Here is a 22607-nt window from a genome sequence, read left to right on the forward strand (position 1 = left end):
CAGGAGAAACGTCCGTCCACGAAAGAAAACCGATCACGGCACGATAACACGTTTGTTACAGATTTGTAATCTTCTGTGCCCTTGAATAGCCACAGTTGAAAGGCCAAATCCAGGTCATCGACAGTTCGTCGGTCGCCGGTTTTCTGACCCGTCCCCCGTTGGATACCGGATGTTAGCGGCAGCCTCATTCCCCTCTCCGGGCTGCCGCTTTGAGTGTAGTGATATGGCCGTTACGGTAACCCCCTCACCGTAACGGCCAATTCATTTTCGGAGAGATGCCCTTCTCTCAATTTGGGTTTCTTCTTGACGAAGCTGGTTGTAGTGTGCCGCCAGTTTACGTTACGACTCGTCAGGAAGTTTCCATGTCCGCGCAATCGCTCGACAAAGTCCTTACCCATCTCGACACCAATCTCGACAAGAGCCTCGACCGCCTGTTCGATCTTTTGCGGATCAAGTCAATTTCCACCGATCCGGCCTACAAGGCCGACTGCCGCAAGGCTGCGGAATGGCTTGTGGCCGATCTGAAGTCGATTGGCTTTGACGCCAGTGTGCGCGACACGCCGGGCCATCCGATGGTGGTTGCTCACCATGACGGCGCCACGCCGGATGCGCCGCATGTGCTCTTCTATGGTCACTACGATGTACAGCCGGTCGATCCGCTGAACCTGTGGGAAAACGACCCCTTCGATCCGGCCATCAAGGATCTTGGCAATGGCCGCAAGATTCTGACCGGCCGCGGCACGTCCGACGACAAGGGCCAGCTGATGACCTTTGTGGAAGCCTGCCGTGCCTATAAGGCGATCAATGGCAAGCTGCCAGTCAAAGTGACGCTCCTGTTTGAAGGTGAAGAGGAATCCGGTTCACCATCGCTGAAGCCTTTCCTCGACGCTAACAAGGAAGAGCTCAAGGCCGATGTGGCGCTGGTTTGCGACACGGCCATGTGGGACGCGGAAACGCCTGCCATCAGCGTCGGGTTGCGCGGGCTGGTTGGCGAAGAAATCGTCATCAAGGCCGCCGACCGCGATCTGCATTCGGGTTTCTTCGGTGGCGCGGCAGCAAACCCGATCCACATTCTCACCAAAATTCTAGCCGACCTGCATGACGAAACCGGACGCATCACCGTTACGGGTTTCTATGAAGGCGTGGAGGAAACCCCGTCGCAAATCCTGCAATCCTGGGAAAGCCTTGGCCGCACCGCGGAAAACTTCCTCGGACCTATCGGCCTTTCCATCCCGTCCGGTGAAAAAGGTCGCAGCGTTCTGGAGCTCACCTGGGCGCGCCCGACTGCGGAAGTCAACGGCATCACCGGCGGCTATACCGGCGAAGGCTTCAAGACCGTTATCGCAGCGGAAGCTTCCGCCAAGGTCTCGTTCCGCCTCGTGCATAAGCAGGATCCGGTGAAGATCCGCGAAGCCTTCCGCGCCTTCGTGAAAGAGCGTGTTCCAGCCGATTGCTCGGTCGAATTTCATCCGCATGGCGGTTCGCCTGCAATCCAGCTGCCTTATGATTCACCGCTGGTTTCCAAGGCCAAGGATGCGCTTTCCGACGAATGGCCGAAGCCAGCCGTGCTGATCGCCATGGGCGGCTCGATTCCAATTGTCGGCGATTTCGACAAGTTCCTCGGCATGGAATCGCTTCTCGTCGGCTTTGGCCTCGAAGATGACCGCATTCATTCGCCCAACGAAAAATACGAGCTGAACTCTTTCCACAAAGGCCAGCGCTCTTGGGCAAGAATTATGGCGGCTATTGCCGCCAAGTAAGGAACATTAGATGACTATCCGTTTTCATAAAAACGATCTGCCGAACCTCGACCATTATCAGGTTGATGCGGTCGCCATAGACACCGAAACGCTGGGCCTCAATCCGCATCGCGACCGGCTCTGCGTGGTGCAGATTTCGCCCGGCGACGGCACGGCAGATGTGATCCAGATCGAGGCCGGGCAGAAGAAGGCTCCCAATCTGGTCAAGTTACTGAAAGATCGATCGATCACCAAGATCTTTCATTTCGGCCGTTTCGACTTGGCCGTTCTGGCGCACGCTTTCGGCACCATGCCGCAGCCGGTCTTCTGCACCAAGATCGCGTCGAAGCTGACCCGCACCTATACGGATCGTCACGGGCTGAAAGAGCTTTGCAACGAGCTTCTCGACGTGTCGATTTCCAAGCAGCAGCAATCATCCGACTGGGCCGCGGAAACTCTGTCCGCTGCCCAGCTCGAATATGCGGCATCCGACGTGCTCTATCTGCATCGCCTGAAGGCCGTTCTGGAACAGCGTCTTGAGCGCGATAGCCGCGCGAAACAGGCCGAGGCCTGCTTCAAATTCCTGCCGACGCGCTCGGAACTCGATCTGATGGGCTGGCCGGAAGACGATATTTTCGCGCATTCGTGATGAAATCAAATGGCGGCGGCAGCCGCCGTTTTCTTTTGCGGCGCCTGGTCGATATAAGCCCAGCCGGGGCGGCGGAACAGAAATTGCCCGTGGCCGCTCCACTGGATAAGGCCATAAAGAATGACCGGGCCAATAACGCCGCTTGCGGTTGTCAGAAGCGAGACGGTGCCGATATCGCCGATGCCGAGTTTCAGCAGCACCGTGCGGGCAATGGCCATGGGCAAGAAGAAGGCCAGATAGACGACAATCGAATGCGCGCCGAGCCAGCTCAAGCCACGATGCAGCCAGTTTCTGACTGGCAGCAGACTCAGAAGTGAGGAGATAGAGATGATCGCCAGTGCTCCCACCAGCCCCAACAGGAGCGACACAACCGGCAGATCACTGACTGCACCGCGCCCGTTCAGAAGGTCGCTTGCGGGCGATATTAACGCAGCAAGGCTTTCCGGCACTGGCATAAAGACGAGCTTATATTCGACAAGACCCCAGACGAGCAGTCCGACAATGGCGATCAACGGACGCTGGCGTAGCCAGTCTGCAGCCCGAAAGATGGCGGGAGCAAAGGCATAGCCCGCATAAAAATAGACGAAACGCGAGCAGAATTCGTCGATCATCACCCAGCCCGTATGCACGGGCAGAATTTCCAGAAAAGCCAGTGCGGTAAAGGTCACCCCCACAGGCACGCGCTTTAAAAGCCGCGTCGCGATGAAGAAAACAGGCAGAATATAGATGAACCACAACGTCCCGAATGGCTCTATGAAGGCCATCAGATAAGCGTTCAGCACACCGGAAATCCCCGCTTCGCTGGCAATGCCCGGTGCCTTGAAGGCAAACTGTATCGTGAGCCACAGAACATAAAAATAGAGAAAGTGTACGATCTTGCGGTCGAGATAGCGCCGCCATGGCCTATCAATGACAAGACTGAGGAACAGGCCCGATATCATGAAGAAATCCGGCATACGGAAAGGCTTGGCAAAGGCGACAACGTAGTGCATCCAGCCTTGTGCACCGGCTGCCTTCTCCACGCCAAGCGTGGAATGCATCATGACCACGAAGATGATGCAGATGCCCTTGGCAATATCGACCCAGTCGATCCGCCCGTTTACGCTCTTCATGTCATGCATTCTCGTTTCCCCCGCAAGTTCAGCTGCCTTCTATAACGCGAACGGCGGCAGAATAGTATCCCGAAGAATCTGCGTGAGCCTGCGCCATATTGCACCTGTCTGAGGTGAAAACCCCTCTCATGGCATTCACGGGAACGTGTACTACCCAAGCGACATTCCCCTTGATGTGTCTTGTTTGCTACAGACATTTAACAGCGATCGCTTATATTAGGGACAACTATTGGTTCTGAGACTTTCCTTCAGGAGGTTTATCATGAAGCTCAAAGCCCTTCTTCTTGCATCGACTGTCGCCGTTGTAGCCGCTACCGGCGCGAAGGCCGCTGACGCCGTCATCGAACAGGAACCGGCTCCGGTCGTGATTGCTCCAACCTTCACCTGGAACGGTGCCTATATCGGTGGCCAGATCGGTTATGGCTGGGGCAAATCCCGATTTGATGATGGTTTCGATACTCTCGAACTGAAGCCGGATGGCTTCCTCGGCGGTCTCTATGCCGGTTACAACTTTGACCTCGGCAACAATGTCGTTCTCGGCATTGATGGTGACGCTACTTACAACAATCTGAAAGATGACTTCACCGGACTTGGCGGCTCGCTTGAAAGCAAGCTTCGCTGGTCGGGCGCCGTTCGCGGCCGTGTCGGCTACGCATTTGATCGCTTCCTGCCTTATATCGCAGGTGGTGTAGCCTTCGGACAGGTCAAAACCAGCGGCAATGTTGGCCCCGTAGAGTTCTCCGAGAGCAAGACGCTTACCGGTTGGACGGCAGGTGCCGGCGTTGATTACGCCGCAACGGACAATGTGATCCTGCGCCTCGAATATCGCTACACTGACTACGGCGACAAGGATATCGACTTCGGCGGCGTGAACGTCAACCAGGATTTCAAGACCAACGAAGTCCGCCTGGGCGTCGCATACAAGTTCTAATTCTGATTGGATCAAGTTCGGAAAGCCCCGCAATGCGGGGCTTTTTCGCGTTTAGAGCCAGGTAAGGAAATCGGTCGTCGGATTGACTTCCTCATATAGAGAAACATCACCATCGACTGGCGGAAAATCAATTTCATTATCTCATAATATACACTAAACTATTACTTAACAATAATATGTAATAATTTTAAACTATGTGAATTTGATTTATAGTTGCATATTTACTACATACATAAATGACACGATGCTTTATACGAAAAGAATAGTTCCATACTATATTTATTTTAGGAGATTGTAATGAAATTTGGATCGTTGATCACCGCATCTTTCTTTGGACTCTTGGCTGTGACCAGCGCCAAAGCGGCTGATGCAATCGTTGCTGAAGAACCTGCACCGATCGCTGTCATGCCAGGCTTTAGCTGGAGCGGCGCCTATATCGGCGGTCAAGTTGGATACGGCTTCGGCAAATCGAAATTCAGCAATACGGACTTTGGTGACGGCGTTGATTCCTTCAAGCCCAAGGGCTTTCTCGGCGGCGTTTATGCGGGTTATAATTTTGACGTCGGAAACAACGTCATTCTCGGCGTCGACGGCGATTTTTCCTATGCTGGCATCTCCAAGAAATTTGCTTTCGGCGGCGATAACAGCATTGAAACCAAAAACCGCTGGTCTGGCGCTGTTCGCGGCCGTATCGGTTACGCTGCCGACCGCTTTATGCCCTACGTAGCAGGCGGCGTCGCCTTCGGTCAGGTCAAAAACTCATACAATATTGTTCTTGACCAACTGCATGTCATCAGCGGTACGTCCAGCAAAACGAGCACCGGTTGGACCGCAGGTGCCGGTGTTGATTACGCTGCAACGGATAACATCATTCTTCGCCTGGAATACCGCTACACCGACTTCGGTAAGAATGATATCCGGCCTGCGGGCATTGATGTCGGCACGAAGAACCACTTCACCACGAATGACATTCGTCTCGGTGTAGCATACAAGTTCTGATCGCTTTTAAAGCACGCTTTGAAAAGCCTCGCAGCATGCGGGGCTTTTTACGTATTAATAAGAAGCCTCCCTTTAAACTGCCGCATTTACCCTGCACCGGGTTAGACCCTTGTTTGCTTTTGCGGCGCAAAATCCCGTAAAACACGCAAACATTATTCATAATGACCGGTTTTCATCACGATTGTACCGGCAAACGGGTGGGCGGCTCCAGACTGACATGGCATCGCGTGACGATAAAAACCGACGCATCGAACCTTCCTTCGGTGGCGAAGAGAAAAAAGATGACGAGGTGTTTCGCGTTGATGAGGAGGACCGCATGGCTCGCACACAGCAACGCCGGCGCAAGAAATCAGACGAACCGGAACCGCGTTCCTCACGACGCGGCAAGAAGAAGCCGCGCGGCTTTCTCGGTTTTCTGCGCCGCTCGATCTATTGGTGCCTCGTGCTGGGATTATGGGGCGGCATCGCCTTTGCAGGCATGCTCGTCTATTTCGCCGCCAAAATGCCGCCGACGACCGACTGGACTATCCCGGATCGTCCACCGAATGTACGCATCGTCGATGTCAACGGTAACCTGATCGCCAATCGCGGCACCACCGGCGGCGAGGCTGTCGGCTTGCATGAAATGTCGCCTTATATTCCAAAAGCGGTCATCGCCATCGAGGATCGGCGCTTCTATTCGCATTTCGGCATAGATCCTATCGGCCTTGCGCGCGCGGTTGTAACCAATGTCGTTTCAGGCCGCGCCGTTCAAGGCGGATCGACGCTCACGCAGCAACTTGCCAAGAACCTTTTTCTTTCTCCTGATCGCACACTGGAGCGTAAGGTGCAGGAAGTCATGCTCGCGCTGTGGCTCGAGCACAAATACACCAAGGATCAAATCCTCGAGATGTATCTGAACCGGGTCTATCTCGGTTCCGGCGCTTTCGGCGTTGATGCAGCCTCGCGGCGTTATTTCAGCAAGCCCGCCAAGGACGTGAACCTGATGGAAGCGGCAACACTTGCTGGTCTTCTAAAAGCACCGTCGCGCCTGTCGCCTGCCCGCGATCCGGAAGCCGCCGCCGCACGTGCCAAGCTGGTGCTGGGCGCCATGCGTCAGGAAGGCATGATCGACGACAGCCAGATGGCGATCGCGGAGAGCGAACCGATGACGCGTGCGCCATCCTACTGGCAGGGTTCCGAAAACTATGTCGCCGACAAGGTTGTGGCGGAACTGCCCGAGCTGATCGGTGAAGCGAAGGAAGACATCACCGTCCAGACCACCATTGACCTCAACCTGCAGCGCGCCGGTGAAGAGGCAATCAAGGACCAGATTTCCCAGAATGGCAAAAAGATGAATGCCAGCCAGGGTGCGCTCGTTTCCATAGATAGCACCGGCGCTGTTCGCACCATGGTCGGTGGCGTCGATTACGCGACAAGCCAGTTCGACCGTGTCACCGATGCGCGCCGCCAGCCAGCCTCCTCTTTCAAGCCTTTCGTCTATCTTTCAGCGCTGGAACAGGGCCGCACGCCGGATTCGGTACGCAATGACGCCCCTGTCCGCATCGGCAAGTGGACGCCAAGCAACGATAATGGCAAATATATGGGACAGGTGACGCTCGCGACCGCGCTTTCTCATTCGCTGAACTCGGTAGCGGCACAGCTCGTGATGGAAGTCGGCCCGCAGACCGTGATCGACACGGCGCATCGGCTTGGGGTTCAATCGAAACTCGAAGCCAATGCCTCGCTGGCGCTCGGAACATCGGAAGTGACCTTGCTGGAACTGACCGACGCCTATGTACCGTTTGCCAATGGCGGCTATCGCGCGCCGGTCTATTTTATCACCAAGGTAACGGATTCGGACGGCAAGGTACTTTATCAGAAGGAAGATGGCGTCGGCCCGCGCGTGATTGACGAGCGCAATGTCGGCATGATGAATGCCATGCTGCAGCGCACCGTCGAGGACGGAACGGCAAAGCGTGCTGCCTTCGGCTGGCCTGCCGCAGGCAAGACCGGCACCAGCCAGAACTTCCGTGATGCCTGGTTCGTCGGCTATACGGCCAATCTCACAACCGGCGTATGGTTCGGCAATGATGACGGCAAGGGCATGAAGCGCGTATTCGGTTCGACCCTTCCCGTGGCAGCCTGGAAAAATTTCATGAAGGAAGCACACAAGGGCGTGCCTATCGCCCAACTTCCCGGCCACTACGACATCCAGAACATTGTCCCTGGCGGCAGCGACGGCATCGACCCGAATGCGCCTTACGATCCCGGCATGATGCCCCAGGATCCCTATGGCAATCAGCCGATGGCAGGCAATGGTGATGACGGCTATTGGCCGCCTGCGCCGGATTCCACGGCCCGCAACGGGATCCAGCAGTCGAGTGAGACGGGACGCCCGCTCGCCGAACAATCCGGCGCGGCCACATACCCGGCCAATGATAACTATCGCCCGGTTCCCCCCGGCGATGTGGGCGGTGGGCAGCAGTCGGGAAAATCCACGACATTGCTCGACATCATCATGGGTAATTCGCAGTAGCACCAGCAGGGGCCGTCACCACAGGCGGCCTTTACGTACGATCAAGTGAAGCAGCTTCAATGCAAGTGTGCTCAAGGGCGTTTCGATCTGATTAAATCAGAACGGCGCTCTCACTATTTTCGCTAACGCGTATTAAATCCGAAAACCGTTTCACACTTTTCGGAATGCGCTTTAATTCCCCTCGAAATCTTGAGCGGCTTGGTCTATTCAAGATTGGAGAGCGAGGTTTCCATGTCCCAAGTTACCAAAACAGACGTTTCCGATTCCGATACTCCCAAGACGGATACCGAGCGTAAAACTCTGGTCCTGACCGGGGCCAGCCGTGGCATCGGCCACGCGACAGTGAAACGTTTTTCGCGTGCCGGGTGGCGTGTCATCACCTGCTCCCGACAGGATTTTTCCGACAATTGCCCCTGGCCCGCAGGACCGGAAGACCACATCAAGGTCGATCTGGCCGATCAGGAAGATGTCGGCAAGGCAATAGCCGAAATCCGCCGCCGTCTCGAGGCCGATGGCAGCAAGCTGCATGCGCTGGTCAACAATGCGGGCATTTCGCCGAAGGCCGAAGGCGGTCGCCGCATGAATTCCATCGAGACACCGATGGCAGTCTGGCGTGACGTGTTCCAGGTAAATTTCATGGCGCCGATCATGCTGGCCCGCGGCCTGTTCAAGGAACTGGAAGCAGCACAAGGCTCTGTCGTCAATGTGACCTCTATCGCCGGTAGCCGCGTGCACCCATTCGCCGGAACCGCCTATGCAACCTCGAAGGCCGCACTTGCTGCCCTGACCCGCGAAATGGCGTCCGACTTCGGGCCCTATGGCATCCGCGTCAATGCCATTGCGCCCGGCGAAATCGATACGGCGATCCTTTCGCCGGGGACCGACAAGCTGGTGGAACAGCTTCCGATGCGCCGCCTCGGCAAAACATCGGAAGTGGCAGAAACCATCTATTTCCTCTGTTCTGAGGCTTCGTCCTATGTGACGGGCTCGGAAATTCATATCAATGGCGGCCAGCACGTCTGATATCCAAACAAAGCGCGGAGATTGAAATTCTCCGTGCTTTTGTGCTTATGTCTGTTTCAATCGATTTAACAGCTGAGTTGTGCCTTCATGATCCTGTGCTGCGGTGAATCCCTGATCGACATGCTGCCACGCGAAACAACAGGCGGTGAGACCGCGTTCCAGCCTTTCGCGGGCGGTTCTGTCTTCAACACGGCCATCGCACTTGGACGGCTTGATGTACCAACCGGTTTCTTTTCCGGTATTTCATCTGATTTTTTTGGCGAAGTGCTGCGCGATAATCTGGCGCGATCCAATGTCGATTATTCCTTCGCGGCAATCTCGGATCGGCCGACGACACTGGCTTTCGTGCGTCTGGTGGACGGACAGGCACGTTATGCCTTCTATGATGAAAACACAGCAGGCCGCATGCTGGCAGAAAGCGACATGCCCTATGTCGACGATGCCATCGATGCCATGCTGTTCGGCTGTATCAGCCTGATTTCCGAACCGTGCGGCAGTGTTTATGAATCGCTGATGACGCGCGAAGCATCAAGACGTGTCATGTTCCTCGACCCGAATATCCGCGCAAGCTTCATCACCGACCGCAAAAAGCATCTGGCACGCATGAAACGTATGATCGCGCTTGCCGATATCGTGAAGCTCTCGGACGAAGACCTTGCCTGGTTTGGCGAAAAGGGTAGCCACGACGAAATCGCCGCCGAATGGCTGAAGCTTGGACCGAAACTGGTGGTCATCACCAAGGGTGCGCATGGTGCCGACGCCTATACCGCCAAGGCAACCGTGCGTGTGCCGGGTGTAAAAGTGGACGTGGTCGACACCGTTGGCGCGGGAGACACAGTCAACGCAGGCATTCTTGCCAGCCTTCACAATCAGAGCCTTCTCGACAAGGATGCGCTTGCCGAACTGACCGAAGACCAGATTCATTCCGCTGTCGCGCTCGGAGTCCGGGCTGCTGCGGTAACTGTTTCGCGCGCAGGGGCAAACCCGCCATGGGCGCATGAGATGAAGGATTGACGCACAGAAAAGCCGTGACATGATGCGTGCACAAGTATTTCCAGCAAAAGTGCGAAGCGGTTTTGCGTAGGATAATGCGCAAAAGAAAGCTGACGCATCATGAGCATCGAATTTCTGCTGACATCCTTCATCATCGTTGCCTCCCCCGGCACTGGCGTGCTGGTAACGCTTGCTGCCGGGCTCTCCCGTGGCGCACGCGCCTCGGTCATTGCCGCGCTCGGCTGCGCGCTCGGCATCGTGCCGCATATGCTGGCTGCCGTGACAGGGCTCGCAGCCCTGCTCCATGCCAGCGCACTGGCTTTTGAAATCATCAAATATGCAGGTGTTGCCTATCTGCTCTATATGGCGTGGATGACGCTCAAGGAACACGGCACACTGAAGATCGAGACTGACGACGCGCCGCGTTCGGACCGTGAGGTGATCTGGTCGGCGATCCTCGTCAATCTGTTGAATCCCAAACTGTCGATATTCTTCTTTGCCTTCCTGCCGCAATTCGTGAATACGCAGCAGGGCGGGACGGTTGCCCGCATGGTGGAACTGTCGCTCGTTTTCATGGCGATGACATTCGTGGTGTTTGCGATCTACGGTGTTTTCGCAGCTGGCGTCCGCAACCAGATCATATCGCGCCCCGCCGTACTTGCATGGATGCGCCGCAGCTTTGCTGCCGCCTTCGTCGCGCTCGGGGCAAAACTCGCACTGACCGAACGATAGACCATGGCCCAGAATATTTATGATCGCGACGATTTCTTCACCGCTTACAGCCAGCTGCCGCGCTCGGTGCATGGGCTGGAAGGCGCACCGGAATGGCCCTTCGTCCGCTCCCTTCTGCCCGATCTGACCGGTCGTGACGTCGGCGATCTCGGCTGCGGCTTCGGCTGGTTTTGCCGCTTTGCCCGCGCAAAGGGGGCTGCCTCCGTCACCGGCTACGATCTTTCGGAAAACATGCTGGAACGCGCGCGCCGCGACACTGATGATGACGCCGTTCGCTATATTCAGGCAGACATGGAGGAGCTGGAACTTCCGAAAGCAAGCTTCGATCTCGTCTATAGTTCCTTGGCCTTTCACTATATTCGCGATTTCCCGCGGCTTTTGAAAACGATCCACGCGGCTTTGCGGTCCGAAGGCCGGTTTGTTTTCACGATCGAGCATCCGATCTTCATGGCACCACACGCGCCGGGCTGGATCGAAGAAAGTAATGGCCAGAAGCGGTGGCCAGTGGATCATTACGCCGTGGAAGGTGAGCGGCGAACCGACTGGCTGGCAGACGGCGTCATCAAATATCACCGCCGTCTCAGCACGACAGTCAACGCACTGATTGAGGCCGGATTTGCCATCAACCGGCTGGAGGAATGGAGACCGTCGCCAGAGCAGATCGCGGCATGGCCAGCCCTGTCGGAGGAAATGGAGCGGCCTATGCTGTTGATAGTTTCCGCCAATGTGGTGGACTTGAATCCGAAAATCGTTCACGGCGCTGCTCCCAAGTGATGCGAATTTCGAATTCGCCACACTAGCCGACAGACTGCTTGACCGGCCACATTTCACGCTTTTTATAGGGGTGGGCGGGACACGAATCAGACTGGCGAGGAGAAACCATGGACGTGTTGCGCATTGCTGCCTTTTCGCAAGGCAATCAGGGCGGCAATCCCGCTGGAGTGTTGATCGCCGATCGCCTGCCCTCCCCGCAGGATATGCAGAAAATCGCAAAGGATGTCGGCTTTTCCGAAACCGCCTTTGCTGCGCCGGAGGACGATAGCTGGCGCGTTCGTTATTTTGCGCCGGAAATGGAAGTGCCGTTCTGCGGTCATGCCACGATTGCTCTCGGCGCCGCGTTGGCCATGCGTGAAGGCGATGGCCGTTTCGCGCTCAAGCTCAACAATGGCGATATCAGCGTCGAAGGCCGCAAGGAAGGCGAGCTGTTTGCGGCCAGCCTGCAATCGCCGCCAACACGCCAGCGCGCCGCTACGGAAACGGAAATCGAGCAGGCGCTCGCCCTGTTCGGTTATGAAAAAGACGATCTGGCGCCCGGCCTTGCGCCCGCACTGATCCATGCCGGTGCGGACCATATCGTGCTTCCGCTTCGTTCACGCGAGAAGCTCGCTTCGATGCATTACGACCTGCCGCGCGGACGCATCCTGATGAACCGGCAGGGATGGACGACGATCCTGCTCATCTATTCGGAAACGCCGCAGCGCTTTCACAGCCGCAACCCGTTTGCATCGGGCGGAGTATATGAAGACCCGGCGACCGGTGCGGCCACGGCGGCCTTTGCCGCTTATCTGCGTGACAGCGGCTGGCCTCATGGCGGCGAGATCGAGGTCTTTCAAGGCGAGGATATGGGCAGCCCCTCACATCTGCGCGCCCGGATCGGCAATGAACGCGGCGGCTCTATCCGCGTTTCCGGCACAGCGCGGTTGATGGAATAGAGCATGTCTCCCGAAAGTGGAAACCGCCTCCGCGGGGAAATCAGTCCACTGGATTGATTTCTGACCCCGCTACGACGGGATAAAGACATGCGTAAAAACAAATAGACAGCGTTGCAGCTCGTCACACACGGACGAGCTGCTCCACCCGTTCCTCATTCCCGAAGAACTTGAGATAACGCGCCACTTCCTTGGGATCGCCCGTCGCCTTTTGCGGATTGTCGGAAAGCTTGACCGCCGGATGGCCGTTTGCATCCGTCACCTTGCAGACCAGCGAGATGGCATTCAGCCCTTCGATTTCCTTCGGGGCGCAGCCCGCGAAATCATTGGTGAGATTGGTGCCCCAGCCGAAGCTCATGCGCACACGTCCCTCGAAATGACGATAGGTCTCCTCGATCGTGTCCACATCAAGCGCATCGGAAAAGATCAGCAGTTTTTCACGCGGGTCCTTGCCGCGCGACTTCCACCATTCGATGATGCGCTCACCGCCTTCGATAGGCGGGGCGCTGTCGGGGCGGAAGCCGGTCCAGTCGGCAACCCAGTCGGGCGCATTGCGCAGGAAGGCAGCCGTTCCGAAAGCATCGGGCAGCACGATCAGAAGATTGCCGCCATAGTAACGGTTCCAGTCTTGCAGCACACGATAAGGCGCTGAACGCAGTTCCTCGTCATTCTTGGCAAGCGCTGCCAGCACCATCGGCAATTCATGCGCATTGGTGCCGAGCGCTTCAACGTCGGTATCCATAGCCAGAAGCACATTGCTGGTGCCGGTAAAGGCATTGCCGATGCCTTCCTTCAGCGCCTCGACGCACCAGCGCTGCCACAGGAATGAATGGCGGCGGCGCGTGCCGAAGTCCGAAATCTTCAGGTCGGGAAGCTGGCGCAGACGTTCGACCTTGCTCCACATCTTCGCTTTGGCGCGCGCATAAAGCACGTCGAGCGAAAATGGCCCGAGATTTTTCATCGCCGCGCGCGAACGCAGCTCATTGATGATGGCAAGTGCGGGAATTTCCCACATGGTCGTGTGCGACCACGGTCCATGGAAATGCAGCTCGTACTGGCCGTCCTTACGGCGCAGATCATACTCCGGCAGCTGGAAATCGTGCAGCCAGTTCAGGAACTCGGGCTGGAAAATCTGCTTGCGGCCATAGAAACTGTTACCCGCCAGCCAGATCATTTCCTTCTTGGAAAAGCGTAGCGTGCGCGCATGATCGAGCTGCGCACGCAGTTCGCCCTCGTCGATTTCGTCGGCAAGGCGCACGGAAGTCGTGCGGTTGATGAGCGAGAAGGTTGCATCCACCTTGGGGTAAAGGCCCCAGATCATCTGCAGCATCAGAAGCTTGTAGAAATCCGTATCCAGAAGGCTGCGGACAATGGGATCGAGCTTCCATGCGTGATTGTAGACGCGGCGCGCAATATCAGTCTTGGCCATGACGGCCTCCATTGCATGATCATATGCTTCAACCAAACCAAATGCTTGGCAGCAAAAAGAAAGGCGGGTTTTCACCCGCCTTTCTAATCGGTTCACTTCTGTTTGGGAAGCTCTACGACGATTTCATGTTCGCCGTCCGGCTTGATCGGCACGCCTTCATCCGGCTTGCTCACCTTCCGACCATTGAGCTTTACCGTCCTGTCTTTGGCACCGGCAACGACCTTGACGCGATAGAGCGCTTCGCCGAAGCGGAGCTCTGCTTCATAGCCGTCCCATTCCGGCGGCAGGGCCGGATCGAGATGCAGCCGGTCGCCACGTTTTGTGACGCCGAGAATACCCTCGGTCGCAACGCGGTAGAACCAGCCTGCGGAGCCAGTATACCAGGTCCAGCCGCCCTGCCCGCGACGCGGCTCGACGGAATAGATGTCGGCTGCAATCACATAGGGCTCGACACGGTAAGTGTCCGGATTACGGCCATGGCTGACCGGGCTGATGAGCGAGAACAGCTTCCATGCTTCCGCCGTCTTTCCCATACGGGCGAGCGCCAGAATAGCCCAGGTCGCGCCGTGCGTGTATTGGCCACCATTCTCACGAACGCCCGGCGGATAGCCCTTGATATAGCCCGGCTCCTGAATGGTGACGTCGAAAGGCGGCGTGAACAGACGCAGCAATTCGCCTTCGTCATCCAGCAGGTATTTTTCGAGCGAGGCCATCGCCTGTTCGGCGCGCTTCGGATCGGCAACGCCGGACAGCACGCTCCACGATTGCGCGATGGCATCGATCTGGCATTCGTCGCTGTCCTTCGAGCCAAGCGGCGCGCCACTGTCGTAGAAACCACGGCGATACCACTGGCCATCCCAACCATCGCGGTCGAGGGCCTTCGTCAGGCTTTCCAGATGCGCTTTCCAGATATCGACGCGCTTCTTGTCCTTGCGTGCTTCGGCAATCGGGATGAACTTGCCGAGCGTATAGGCGAGGAACCAGCCGAGCCACACGCTCTCGCCCTCTCCCTTCACGCCGACGAGATTCATGCCGTCGTTCCAGTCGCCGCCAAGGATCAGCGGCAGGCCGTGCTTGCCGGTACGTTCCACCGCAAGGTCGAGCGCCAGGGCGCAATGCTCATAAAGGCTTGCCGTCTTCTCGGAGATTTCCGGCTGATAGAAGGCATCATGTTCGCCGTCCTCCAGCTTGCGCCCTTCGAGGAACGACAGCTTTTCATCGAGAATCGAGCGGTCGCCCGTCGTCTCGACATAAAGTGAGGCACCATAGCCAAGCCAGACCACATCGTCCGAGATCAGTGTGCGTACGCCCGCACCCGTTGCTGGCAGCCACCAATGCTGAACATCGCCTTCCGGGAACTGCCGCGATGCAGCATTGAGTAACTGCGCACGGGCAAGCGTCGGATCGATCAGAAGCAGCGAAAGCGTGTCCTGCAACTGGTCGCGGAAGCCGAAGGCACCACTTGCCTGATAGAAGGCAGCGCGCGCCCAGATGCGGCAGGCAATAGCCTGATAAGGCAGCCAGCCATTGACCAGAAGGTCGAAAGCCGGGTCTGGCGTTTTCACCTGAACGCGGTCGAACAGGCCTTCCCACTGTTGCTTGGCGGCGGCAAGCTTGTCGCCGAACGAAGCCTTGCGGGTCTCGGCGATCAAAGCCTTTGCCTGTTTCTGATCGGCAGCATTGCCAAGCAGGAAGACGATCTCGCGTGCTTCACCCGGCCCCACTTCGATATCGAGGGCAAGCGCGGCGCATGGATCACGGCCTGCTTCAACTGTATCCGAAAGCGCCTTGCCAGCCAGCACAACCTCCGGCTTATCCACCGAACCGGTGGTGCCGATGAACTCGCTGCGGTCGGCAGTGACGGATTGCGGCTGTTCGGTTGCAGCAAAGAAGGCGACCTGCCCGGACTTGTCCGGATGATACGGATTGCCTGCAAAGAGCGCGCCCAGTTCCTCGTCCTGCGATGGCACGATGAAAGGCACATTCTTGGAGCGGGCATTGCCCAGCACCCATTCGACATAACCATAGACGCGCAGCTTGCGCTTGGAACGTCCATTATTGGTGACGGTCAGGCGCGACAGACGCACTGGCTTGTCCGCATCCACAATGTGGGTCAGATCAAGCGCCAGTTCACCATGCTGTGCCCCGAAGCTCGAATAGCCATGTCCATGACGTGCTTCATAGGTCACCGCCTCATCGCGCAGCACACTTGCCGTCGGTGCAAAGGTGCGGCCCGTTTCGCGGTCAAGGATATAGATCGCCTCGCCCGGACGGTTCGTTACCGGATCGTTCGCCCATGGGGTGAGCTGATAATCGCGGCTGTTGCCTGCCCAGGTGAAGGCCGAACCTTCCGCCGAGACATGGAACCCGAAATTCGGATTGGCGATCACATTGATCCACGGATGCGGCGTGTTGGTGCGATTGTTGATGCGCACCACATAAGAGCCATCCTCGGCAAAGCCGCCATAGCCGTTCCAGAAGCGGAGATCGTCGCCGGACGGAGCAGGACGGTTCACCGCAGGCTTGACCACAGGACGGCGTTCTTCCGTTCCACGCTCGATGGCGACAGGTGCAAGACCTGCAGCGCCGAGTCCCTGAGCAGACATCTGAGCCGAAGCCTGACTGCCAATGGCGGTCTTGGCGTCGCGCGCAGCCAGATCGACGGTGATTTCTTCGCTGCGGCGGAGCTGTTCGGCCAGCGAGCCGTTCTGCGCATGCATGACGATGCGCGCCGAAGCAAGCAGCGTATTGTAGCTTTCATCGCTCATCTGGTCGCGGCGCACCGCGAAGATGTGCGGCTGACCGCCGCCACGAGCACGGAAACCTTCCACGATCCAGTCGATGGCCCGCTGTGTGTCCTGCGCATAGGAGAAGGCACGTTCGTTGACCGCCACGACATCGACCGTAAGACCCTTGCTGCGCCAGTATTCCTGCGCGCGCAGCACGCCGCGCAACACGTCGAGATCAGCTTCGTTGTCGATGCGCAGCGCGAAGATCGGATAGTCGCCGGAAATCGACATCGGCCACAGGTCCGACTGCTTGCCGAGGCCGCTGGCGATGGTTTCCGGCGGCTGACGCAATGTCCGCTCCGGATAGAGCAGATAGGCAGCCACCTTCTGATAATCGGCAGCCTCGGCAGGCTTGATGCCGATATGGTAGAGCTGTACCTGCGAACTGGTCCACGACAGGGAATATTCGCGGGCGAAGGTTTCCGGATGGCGATGCAGCGCCACGGCATGTTCCACCGCATCGCGGCTGCCGCCTGCGAAAGTCCAGAACACGAGGCTCACCTTCTTGTGCGCCGGTACGCGGACGCGTGTGCGCACCGAAGCAATCGGGTCGAGCACACAGCCCTGGCTGCCGGTGAACTTGGCACCCTGATCGAAGGCAGCCGCATCGCGCAAGCTGCGACCACGCCCGACAAAGGCACGGCGGTCGGTTTCGACTTCCGTTTCGCGGATCGAGCCGGAAAGATCGGTCACGAAATGCGCAACGTGGATATCCGGATCGGACGGCGCCCGCTTGCGGCGCTTGGCATAGATGGTGGAACCGTTATCGGAGATTTCGGTTTCCACGAACATCTTGGCAAAGGCCGGATGGGCGGCATCGCTGTCGCTATCGTTCAACACCAGTTCCGCATAGGAGGTGACCTCGATCATACGATCGCGGGCAGACGTGTTGATGATGTCGAGCCTGCGGCCTTCGCCGTCCGATTCCGACGACACGATCACTTCCATGACGGTCTTGATGTCACCGGCGGTCTTGTAGAATTCCGCCTTGTCCTCGGTGAAGACCGTCTTGGTTTCCTCTTCCGGATTGCGGACCGGTTCGCCGGTCGCCGACCACCAATATCCGCTTTCCATGTCGCGCAGGAACAGGAACGTGCCCTGCAAATCTTCCGACGCATCGGCGTGGAAGCGGGTAATGTCCCAATTGTGCCAACGGCTGTAGCCCGAACCGTTTGCCGTCACCATCAGCGCATATTGTCCGTTCGACATCATATGCGTGGTACGCGGTGCCTTGAACGGCTTGTCGACAATCCGCATCGGCGCATCGTCGAAGCCGCCGGAATCCACGCGCATCGGATTTTCCGTCTTGGCGTAGATCATCGGGATTTCACGCGGTGCCTTTTCCTGCAGCAGCAGTTCGGCAGCCTCGATCACCGGATCGGAGTGGAAACGCTCGCGCATCCGGCCTTCAAAGATCACGTTGTTGACCGCGATGATCGCCATGCCGTGGTGGTGGGCGTAGTAGTTCTTCACCACAGCGCAAAGCTCGCCTTCGCGAACACGCGACGGCGTGAAGTCCACCGAATCGTGGAAGCCATAGCGTCCGAGCGCGCCAAGCTTGGCGAGGCGCTTCAGGTTTGCGACAGCGGCAGCAGGCTGATACTGCGCGGCAAGCAGGCTCGCATAGGGTGCAATAACCGCATTGCGCGACAGGCCGCGCTGGAGGCCCAGATTGGGCACACCGAAGTTGGAATACTGGTAGTTCATATGTGCGTCACGCGCATTGAACGCCGCTTCCGAAATACCCCATGGCAGGCCGCGCGAGGTCGCGTAGTCGATCTGGCGCTGCACCACGAGCTTGTTGGTCTGGTCGAGAAGCGAACCGAGCGGCTCAGACATGACCAGCGGCGGCATCAGATATTCGAACATCGAGCCGGACCAGGAGAGCAGAGCGCCCTTCCAGCCCACCGGCACCAGAAGACGGCCAAGCTTGAACCAATGTTCGACCGGCACGTCGCCCTTGGCAATCGCAAACAGGCTCGCCAGACGCGCTTCGGACGCCAGAAGATCGTAGCAGCTTTCATCCAGTTCGTTTTCCTGCACGCGGAAACCGATGGAGAGAAGGCGGCGTTCTTTCCGTTCAAGGAAGCCGAACTGCATGTCGAATGCGAGCTGGCGCGAACGGGTCGCAAGGTCGCGCAAGCGCTCACGCAACGCGTCCGTATCGTGCTCGCCGATGGAATCATCGGTATGCGCCTTGCAGGTATCGACCAGAATGCGCGCCCATTCCACGGCTTCAGCGCTTGCCGGTGTTTCGATTTCGCCATCGAGTTCGTCCATCAGGCGAACGATGTCGGTTGCGAACAGCGACAGGTTGATGGTGCGGAAGGATGCCGTTTCCGGCTCATCCTTGATAGACAGCACCGCCCGGCGGAAATTGGCAATCCGCTCTTCCAGACGGCGGCGCAGCGGACGCAGAATCCGGCGATCATCCGGGATTCCGGCGATGGTTTCTTCAAGGATATCATTGACATCGAGAATGCCGTCAAGGTCGCCCTGCATATAGACAGACGGTGCTTCCGCCCATTCTTCCAATGCCGACGACAGTGTGACCAGATGACCGGCAAGATTGCCGCTATCCACTGCCGAGACATAAAGCGGGCGCATCGGCGTCAGCGTATTGGTCTCGTACCAGTTATAGAGATGGCCCTGATACTTCTCCATCTTCTCAAGCGTATCGACAGTGGCCTGAACGCGATCCAGCGTTTCACCGAAGCCGATCCAGCCGAAATCGCGCGCGGCGACGACGGACAGGAGATAGACACCGATATTGGTCGGCGACGTGCGCTGCGCGACAATCGGTGCCGGATCTTCCTGGAAGTTATCCGGCGGCAAATGATGATTTTCGTCATTTGCGAACTCGGCGAAGTAACGCCAGGTCCGGCGTGCATAGCGGCGCAGGTCCGACTTGTCGGAAGAAAGCACCTCCAGCGTGTCCTGCGGCTTCGCCGAGCGGCTGACCAGCCAAGCAATCAGCGGCGAGGCAAACCAGATGACGGCAAACGGCGCTGCGATCATTGCCGCATGACTTTGGGCGGCAAGCGGGAAGAATATCGCCAGACCCGCAATCGCTATGGCGGGCCACATGAGCTGGAAATAGTAAAGCAGCGTATCGGGCGAGGTTCTCGCCTGCGCTGCCGTGCGCCATTCCAGAAGATTGCGATGCGAAACGAACAGGCGATAGACGGTGCGCGCAATGGCATCCGCCATCAGGAACGCCGAATGCGCGATGAAGGTGGTGCGCAGCGCCACATCAGCCGTGCCGAGCGCGATGTCGGTCAGCACCGACTGCGCATGGCCTTTCAGCGAATAGTCCATGTTTGATGGAATAAGATTGGTGACAATGCCGAATGTCGGCGCGACGAACATGGAGAGAATGAGGAAGCCCTGCCAGACGGCAGCAGGCCCGATTGGCAGCACGCTCCAGCCGACGACGGCTGCGATCAGCCACAGGATCGGATTGAGCGAGCGGCGCAGATTATCGACCATCTTCCAGCGCGTGATGTGGCTGACGCCACGGCTCGTCGAAAACAGCCAGGGCAGCAGCTGCCAGTCGCCACGCGCCCAGCGATGGTGACGCGATACATCGACATTGTAGCCGGTCGGATAATCCTCGACCACTTCGACGTCGCTGACCAGAGCCGCGCGGGCATAGCCGCCTTCGAGAAGATCGTGGCTGAGCAGCGTGTTTTCCGGCACGCGGCCTTTCAGCGCCGCCTCGAAAGCATCGATGTCGTAAAGCCCCTTGCCGGTGAACGTGCCTTCGCCAAGCAGGTCCTGATAGGTGTCGGAGACGGCGAAGACATAAGGGTCGATACCGCGATTGACCGAGAAGACACGCTGCAGGAACGATGCTTCGTCGCCGGTGGTGAGCGATGGCGTGACGCGCGGCTGAAGAATGCCATAGCCACGGATGACCTTGCCGGTCTTTTCGTCGATGACGGGACGGTTCAGCGGATGGCTGAGCTTGCCGGCCAGATGCGTGACGGATTCCGGTGTCAGACGCGTGTCGGCGTCCAGCGTCATGACATATTTGATTGCCTTCGGCAGACGTTCGTCGGCGGGGAAGAAGCTTGTATCCTGATCACCGCGTAAGAGCAGGTTCAGCTCATGCAGCTTGCCGCGCTTGCGCTCCCAGCCCATCCAGCAATTCTGCTTCTCGTTGAACAGGCGGCGGCGATGCAGAAGGAAGAAACGCGGCTGGTCGTCGCCGGTATAGTGCTCGTTGAGCTTGGCGATTTCCTCACGCGCATATTCGTAGATTTCCATATCCGCAGGCGTGATCTCGTGCTTCGCATCGGTCCAGTCGCTGACCAGAGCGAAGTAGATTTCGCCACGCGGATTGGTGAGATAATGCACTTCGAGATTGCGAATCTGCTCGTCGATGGAATCACGCGAGGTGATGAAGGTCGGCACCGCGACCAGCGTGCGCGCCTCCTCCGGCAAGCCTTCCTTATATTCGAAACCGATGAGCCGTGTCGGCTGGACGAACCATGGCACCAGCGCATTGAACAGCGAATAGGACGCATCCATTGCCGGGAAGATTGCCAGAAGCGTGAACAGCGTGCGCAGATCGGTCGAAAGACCGGCACGGATCATGCAGTAATTGACGAGCAACAGAATGAGGATCGTGAAGATCGCCGTGGGCACGAACAGGCCCCAGAGACCAAGACCGCGATAGAAACGCAGCGCCTTGACACCAAACGGCGCTTTGTAACCGCAGACTTTTTCCAATTCCTTGCGGCCTTCGCCCGAAAGATAATAGGCGATTGCGCCCTTACCTTCCGCTTCCGGATGACCGGCCTTTTCCGCACGGTGCCCATCCTCGGCCAGCTTGAGCGCTGCCCATGTGATATCGATTTCGCTCATGTCCGAATAGCGGGCGAGCTTTTCGATGGTCACGCGATAGGCATTGCGGGAGCGGAAATCCAGAAGTTCGAAATCGCTGTGGTCGCGCAGGATCGCATCAACCTCGTTGACGGTTTCAAACCAGGTTTCCCAGTCCACATCATCAATGGATTTGAGCGAGCGGATGACGTTGCCCATCGTGACGCCGCCAGTGGACTGGCGGGCATGTTCCTCGACGATGGCGTCTTCGGGATTGCTGCCCTCCTGCTCCAGAATCCGTTCCAGCCAGCCGGCAGCAGCCGTGGTGTCGGTCGAAGAGGAGCGCAGGCGATAAAGAAGATGGGTCGCGAAAGTGCTGTCGCGGGCGGCATCGGCATACTGCGCCAGAACCGAATCCAGTTCGGCCCCGTCGGCAGCGACCACGATGCGGTCGGCAGCCGTATTGGCCAGATTGCGCATGATGCGCGCGCGATCGACCCGCAGCGCCAGACGGCGCGCATTTTCGATCAGGAAATAGCGCACCGCAGACGGCAGCGCCCACAATTCACCGATCTTCAGCGGTTCGACGGTCTGGAAACCCTTGACGATAGCCGTCAACGTCTTCAGCGAGAAATTGCTGTCCGTATGGGCGACATAGAGCCAGGCCAGCGCGAAAATGCGCGGCATGCCCTCGTAATTTTCAGCCGGGGCCTTGTAGAGCGGCAGCTGGCGAATGAAGCGGCGCGGCAGGTCGCGACGGGCCTGCTGCACGTTCTTGTCGATCTGGTAGTGATTGTCGAGCAGCCATTGTGCAGCTGGCGTGATGGTTTCACCCGCCCGCGATGCGGCGTCGGAAGCGCGATAGGCATGCAGGATCAGCTTGCCGTTTTCAGAAAGACGCTGATCGAACGGGAAGGCGATATAGCCCGGCAGCGGAATGTCTTCGCCGCGCGCCACGGCAGCGGCAAGCGCGCCAAGCTCTTCCTCGGTTTTGTACAAGGCCCGGATGGGAGATGGCTGTTCAGGCGGAATCCGGCCCGATGCATCGGGCTCGCTGGATTTGGGCTCCATCGAAGGTTTCTGCATCGGCGATTTATTCTCGGTAGAGGTTGAATTGGAGAGCGAAGAAGACAATTCCGGCATCTGCCTTAACAGCC

Annotated in this window: 13 protein-coding genes; 10 read left to right on the forward strand and 3 right to left on the reverse strand. The window is 57.9% G+C overall.

Annotated elements, in window-relative coordinates:
• Positions 1 to 362 precede the first annotated feature (362 nt).
• Together JNC70_RS02710 and JNC70_RS02715 are read left to right on the forward strand one after the other, a co-directional pair.
• The gene (locus JNC70_RS02710; protein WP_104757127.1) at positions 363 to 1760 is read left to right on the forward strand and encodes a dipeptidase; all 1398 of its coding nucleotides are present in this window, start codon (positions 363 to 365) and stop codon (positions 1758 to 1760) included.
• A gap of 10 nt (positions 1761 to 1770) precedes the next feature.
• Positions 1771 to 2388: a ribonuclease D gene (locus JNC70_RS02715; protein ID WP_104757128.1), complete on the forward strand. Its 618-nt coding sequence runs from the start codon at positions 1771 to 1773 to the stop codon at positions 2386 to 2388.
• Positions 2389 to 2393: 5 nt separating this feature from the next.
• On the opposite strand, the gene JNC70_RS02720 is transcribed toward JNC70_RS02715, so the two are convergent.
• Positions 2394 to 3509, reverse strand: coding sequence for an acyltransferase family protein (locus JNC70_RS02720; RefSeq protein WP_104757129.1), 1116 nt, complete (start codon positions 3507 to 3509; stop codon positions 2394 to 2396).
• A 253-nt stretch (positions 3510 to 3762) separates the two neighbouring features.
• On the opposite strand from JNC70_RS02720, the gene JNC70_RS02725 reads away from it, so the two are divergent.
• From JNC70_RS02725 to JNC70_RS02760, 8 genes are all read left to right on the forward strand, one after another.
• Positions 3763 to 4431 (forward strand): outer membrane protein, encoded by a 669-nt coding sequence (locus tag JNC70_RS02725; RefSeq protein ID WP_104757130.1) that lies wholly within the window; start codon positions 3763 to 3765, stop codon positions 4429 to 4431.
• Positions 4432 to 4728: 297 nt separating this feature from the next.
• Complete coding sequence (locus JNC70_RS02730) at positions 4729 to 5430, forward strand: outer membrane protein (RefSeq protein ID WP_104757131.1); 702 nt, start codon at positions 4729 to 4731, stop codon at positions 5428 to 5430.
• 217 nt (positions 5431 to 5647) lie between these two features.
• Complete coding sequence (locus JNC70_RS02735) at positions 5648 to 7948, forward strand: transglycosylase domain-containing protein (protein WP_104757132.1); 2301 nt, start codon at positions 5648 to 5650, stop codon at positions 7946 to 7948.
• Between the two features lie 231 nt (positions 7949 to 8179).
• Positions 8180 to 8971, forward strand: a complete 792-nt coding sequence (locus tag JNC70_RS02740) for an SDR family NAD(P)-dependent oxidoreductase (protein ID WP_104757133.1) — start codon at positions 8180 to 8182, stop codon at positions 8969 to 8971.
• 87 nt (positions 8972 to 9058) lie between these two features.
• A complete protein-coding gene (locus JNC70_RS02745) occupies positions 9059 to 9985 on the forward strand; it encodes a carbohydrate kinase family protein (RefSeq protein ID WP_104757134.1) in 927 nt (308 codons plus the stop codon).
• A gap of 99 nt (positions 9986 to 10084) precedes the next feature.
• On the forward strand, positions 10085 to 10696 hold the full coding sequence (locus JNC70_RS02750; RefSeq protein WP_104757135.1) for a LysE family translocator: 612 nt from the start codon (positions 10085 to 10087) through the stop codon (positions 10694 to 10696).
• A gap of 3 nt (positions 10697 to 10699) precedes the next feature.
• Entirely contained in the window at positions 10700 to 11470 is a 771-nt protein-coding gene (locus JNC70_RS02755; RefSeq protein ID WP_104757136.1) for a class I SAM-dependent methyltransferase, read from the forward strand.
• A gap of 107 nt (positions 11471 to 11577) precedes the next feature.
• Complete coding sequence (locus tag JNC70_RS02760) at positions 11578 to 12408, forward strand: PhzF family protein (RefSeq protein WP_104757137.1); 831 nt, start codon at positions 11578 to 11580, stop codon at positions 12406 to 12408.
• A gap of 121 nt (positions 12409 to 12529) precedes the next feature.
• Here JNC70_RS02760 and pncB read toward each other — a convergent pair whose 3' ends face one another.
• Entirely contained in the window at positions 12530 to 13834 is a 1305-nt protein-coding gene (pncB, locus tag JNC70_RS02765; protein ID WP_104757195.1) for a nicotinate phosphoribosyltransferase, read from the reverse strand.
• 92 nt (positions 13835 to 13926) lie between these two features.
• Positions 13927 to 22593 (reverse strand): glycoside hydrolase family 94 protein, encoded by an 8667-nt coding sequence (locus tag JNC70_RS02770; protein ID WP_104757139.1) that lies wholly within the window; start codon positions 22591 to 22593, stop codon positions 13927 to 13929.
• Positions 22594 to 22607: the final 14 nt, after the last annotated feature.

Origin of the sequence: Brucella oryzae (assembly GCF_041929965.1) — a bacterium.
GTDB classification, from domain to species: Bacteria; Pseudomonadota; Alphaproteobacteria; order Rhizobiales; family Rhizobiaceae; genus Brucella; species Brucella oryzae.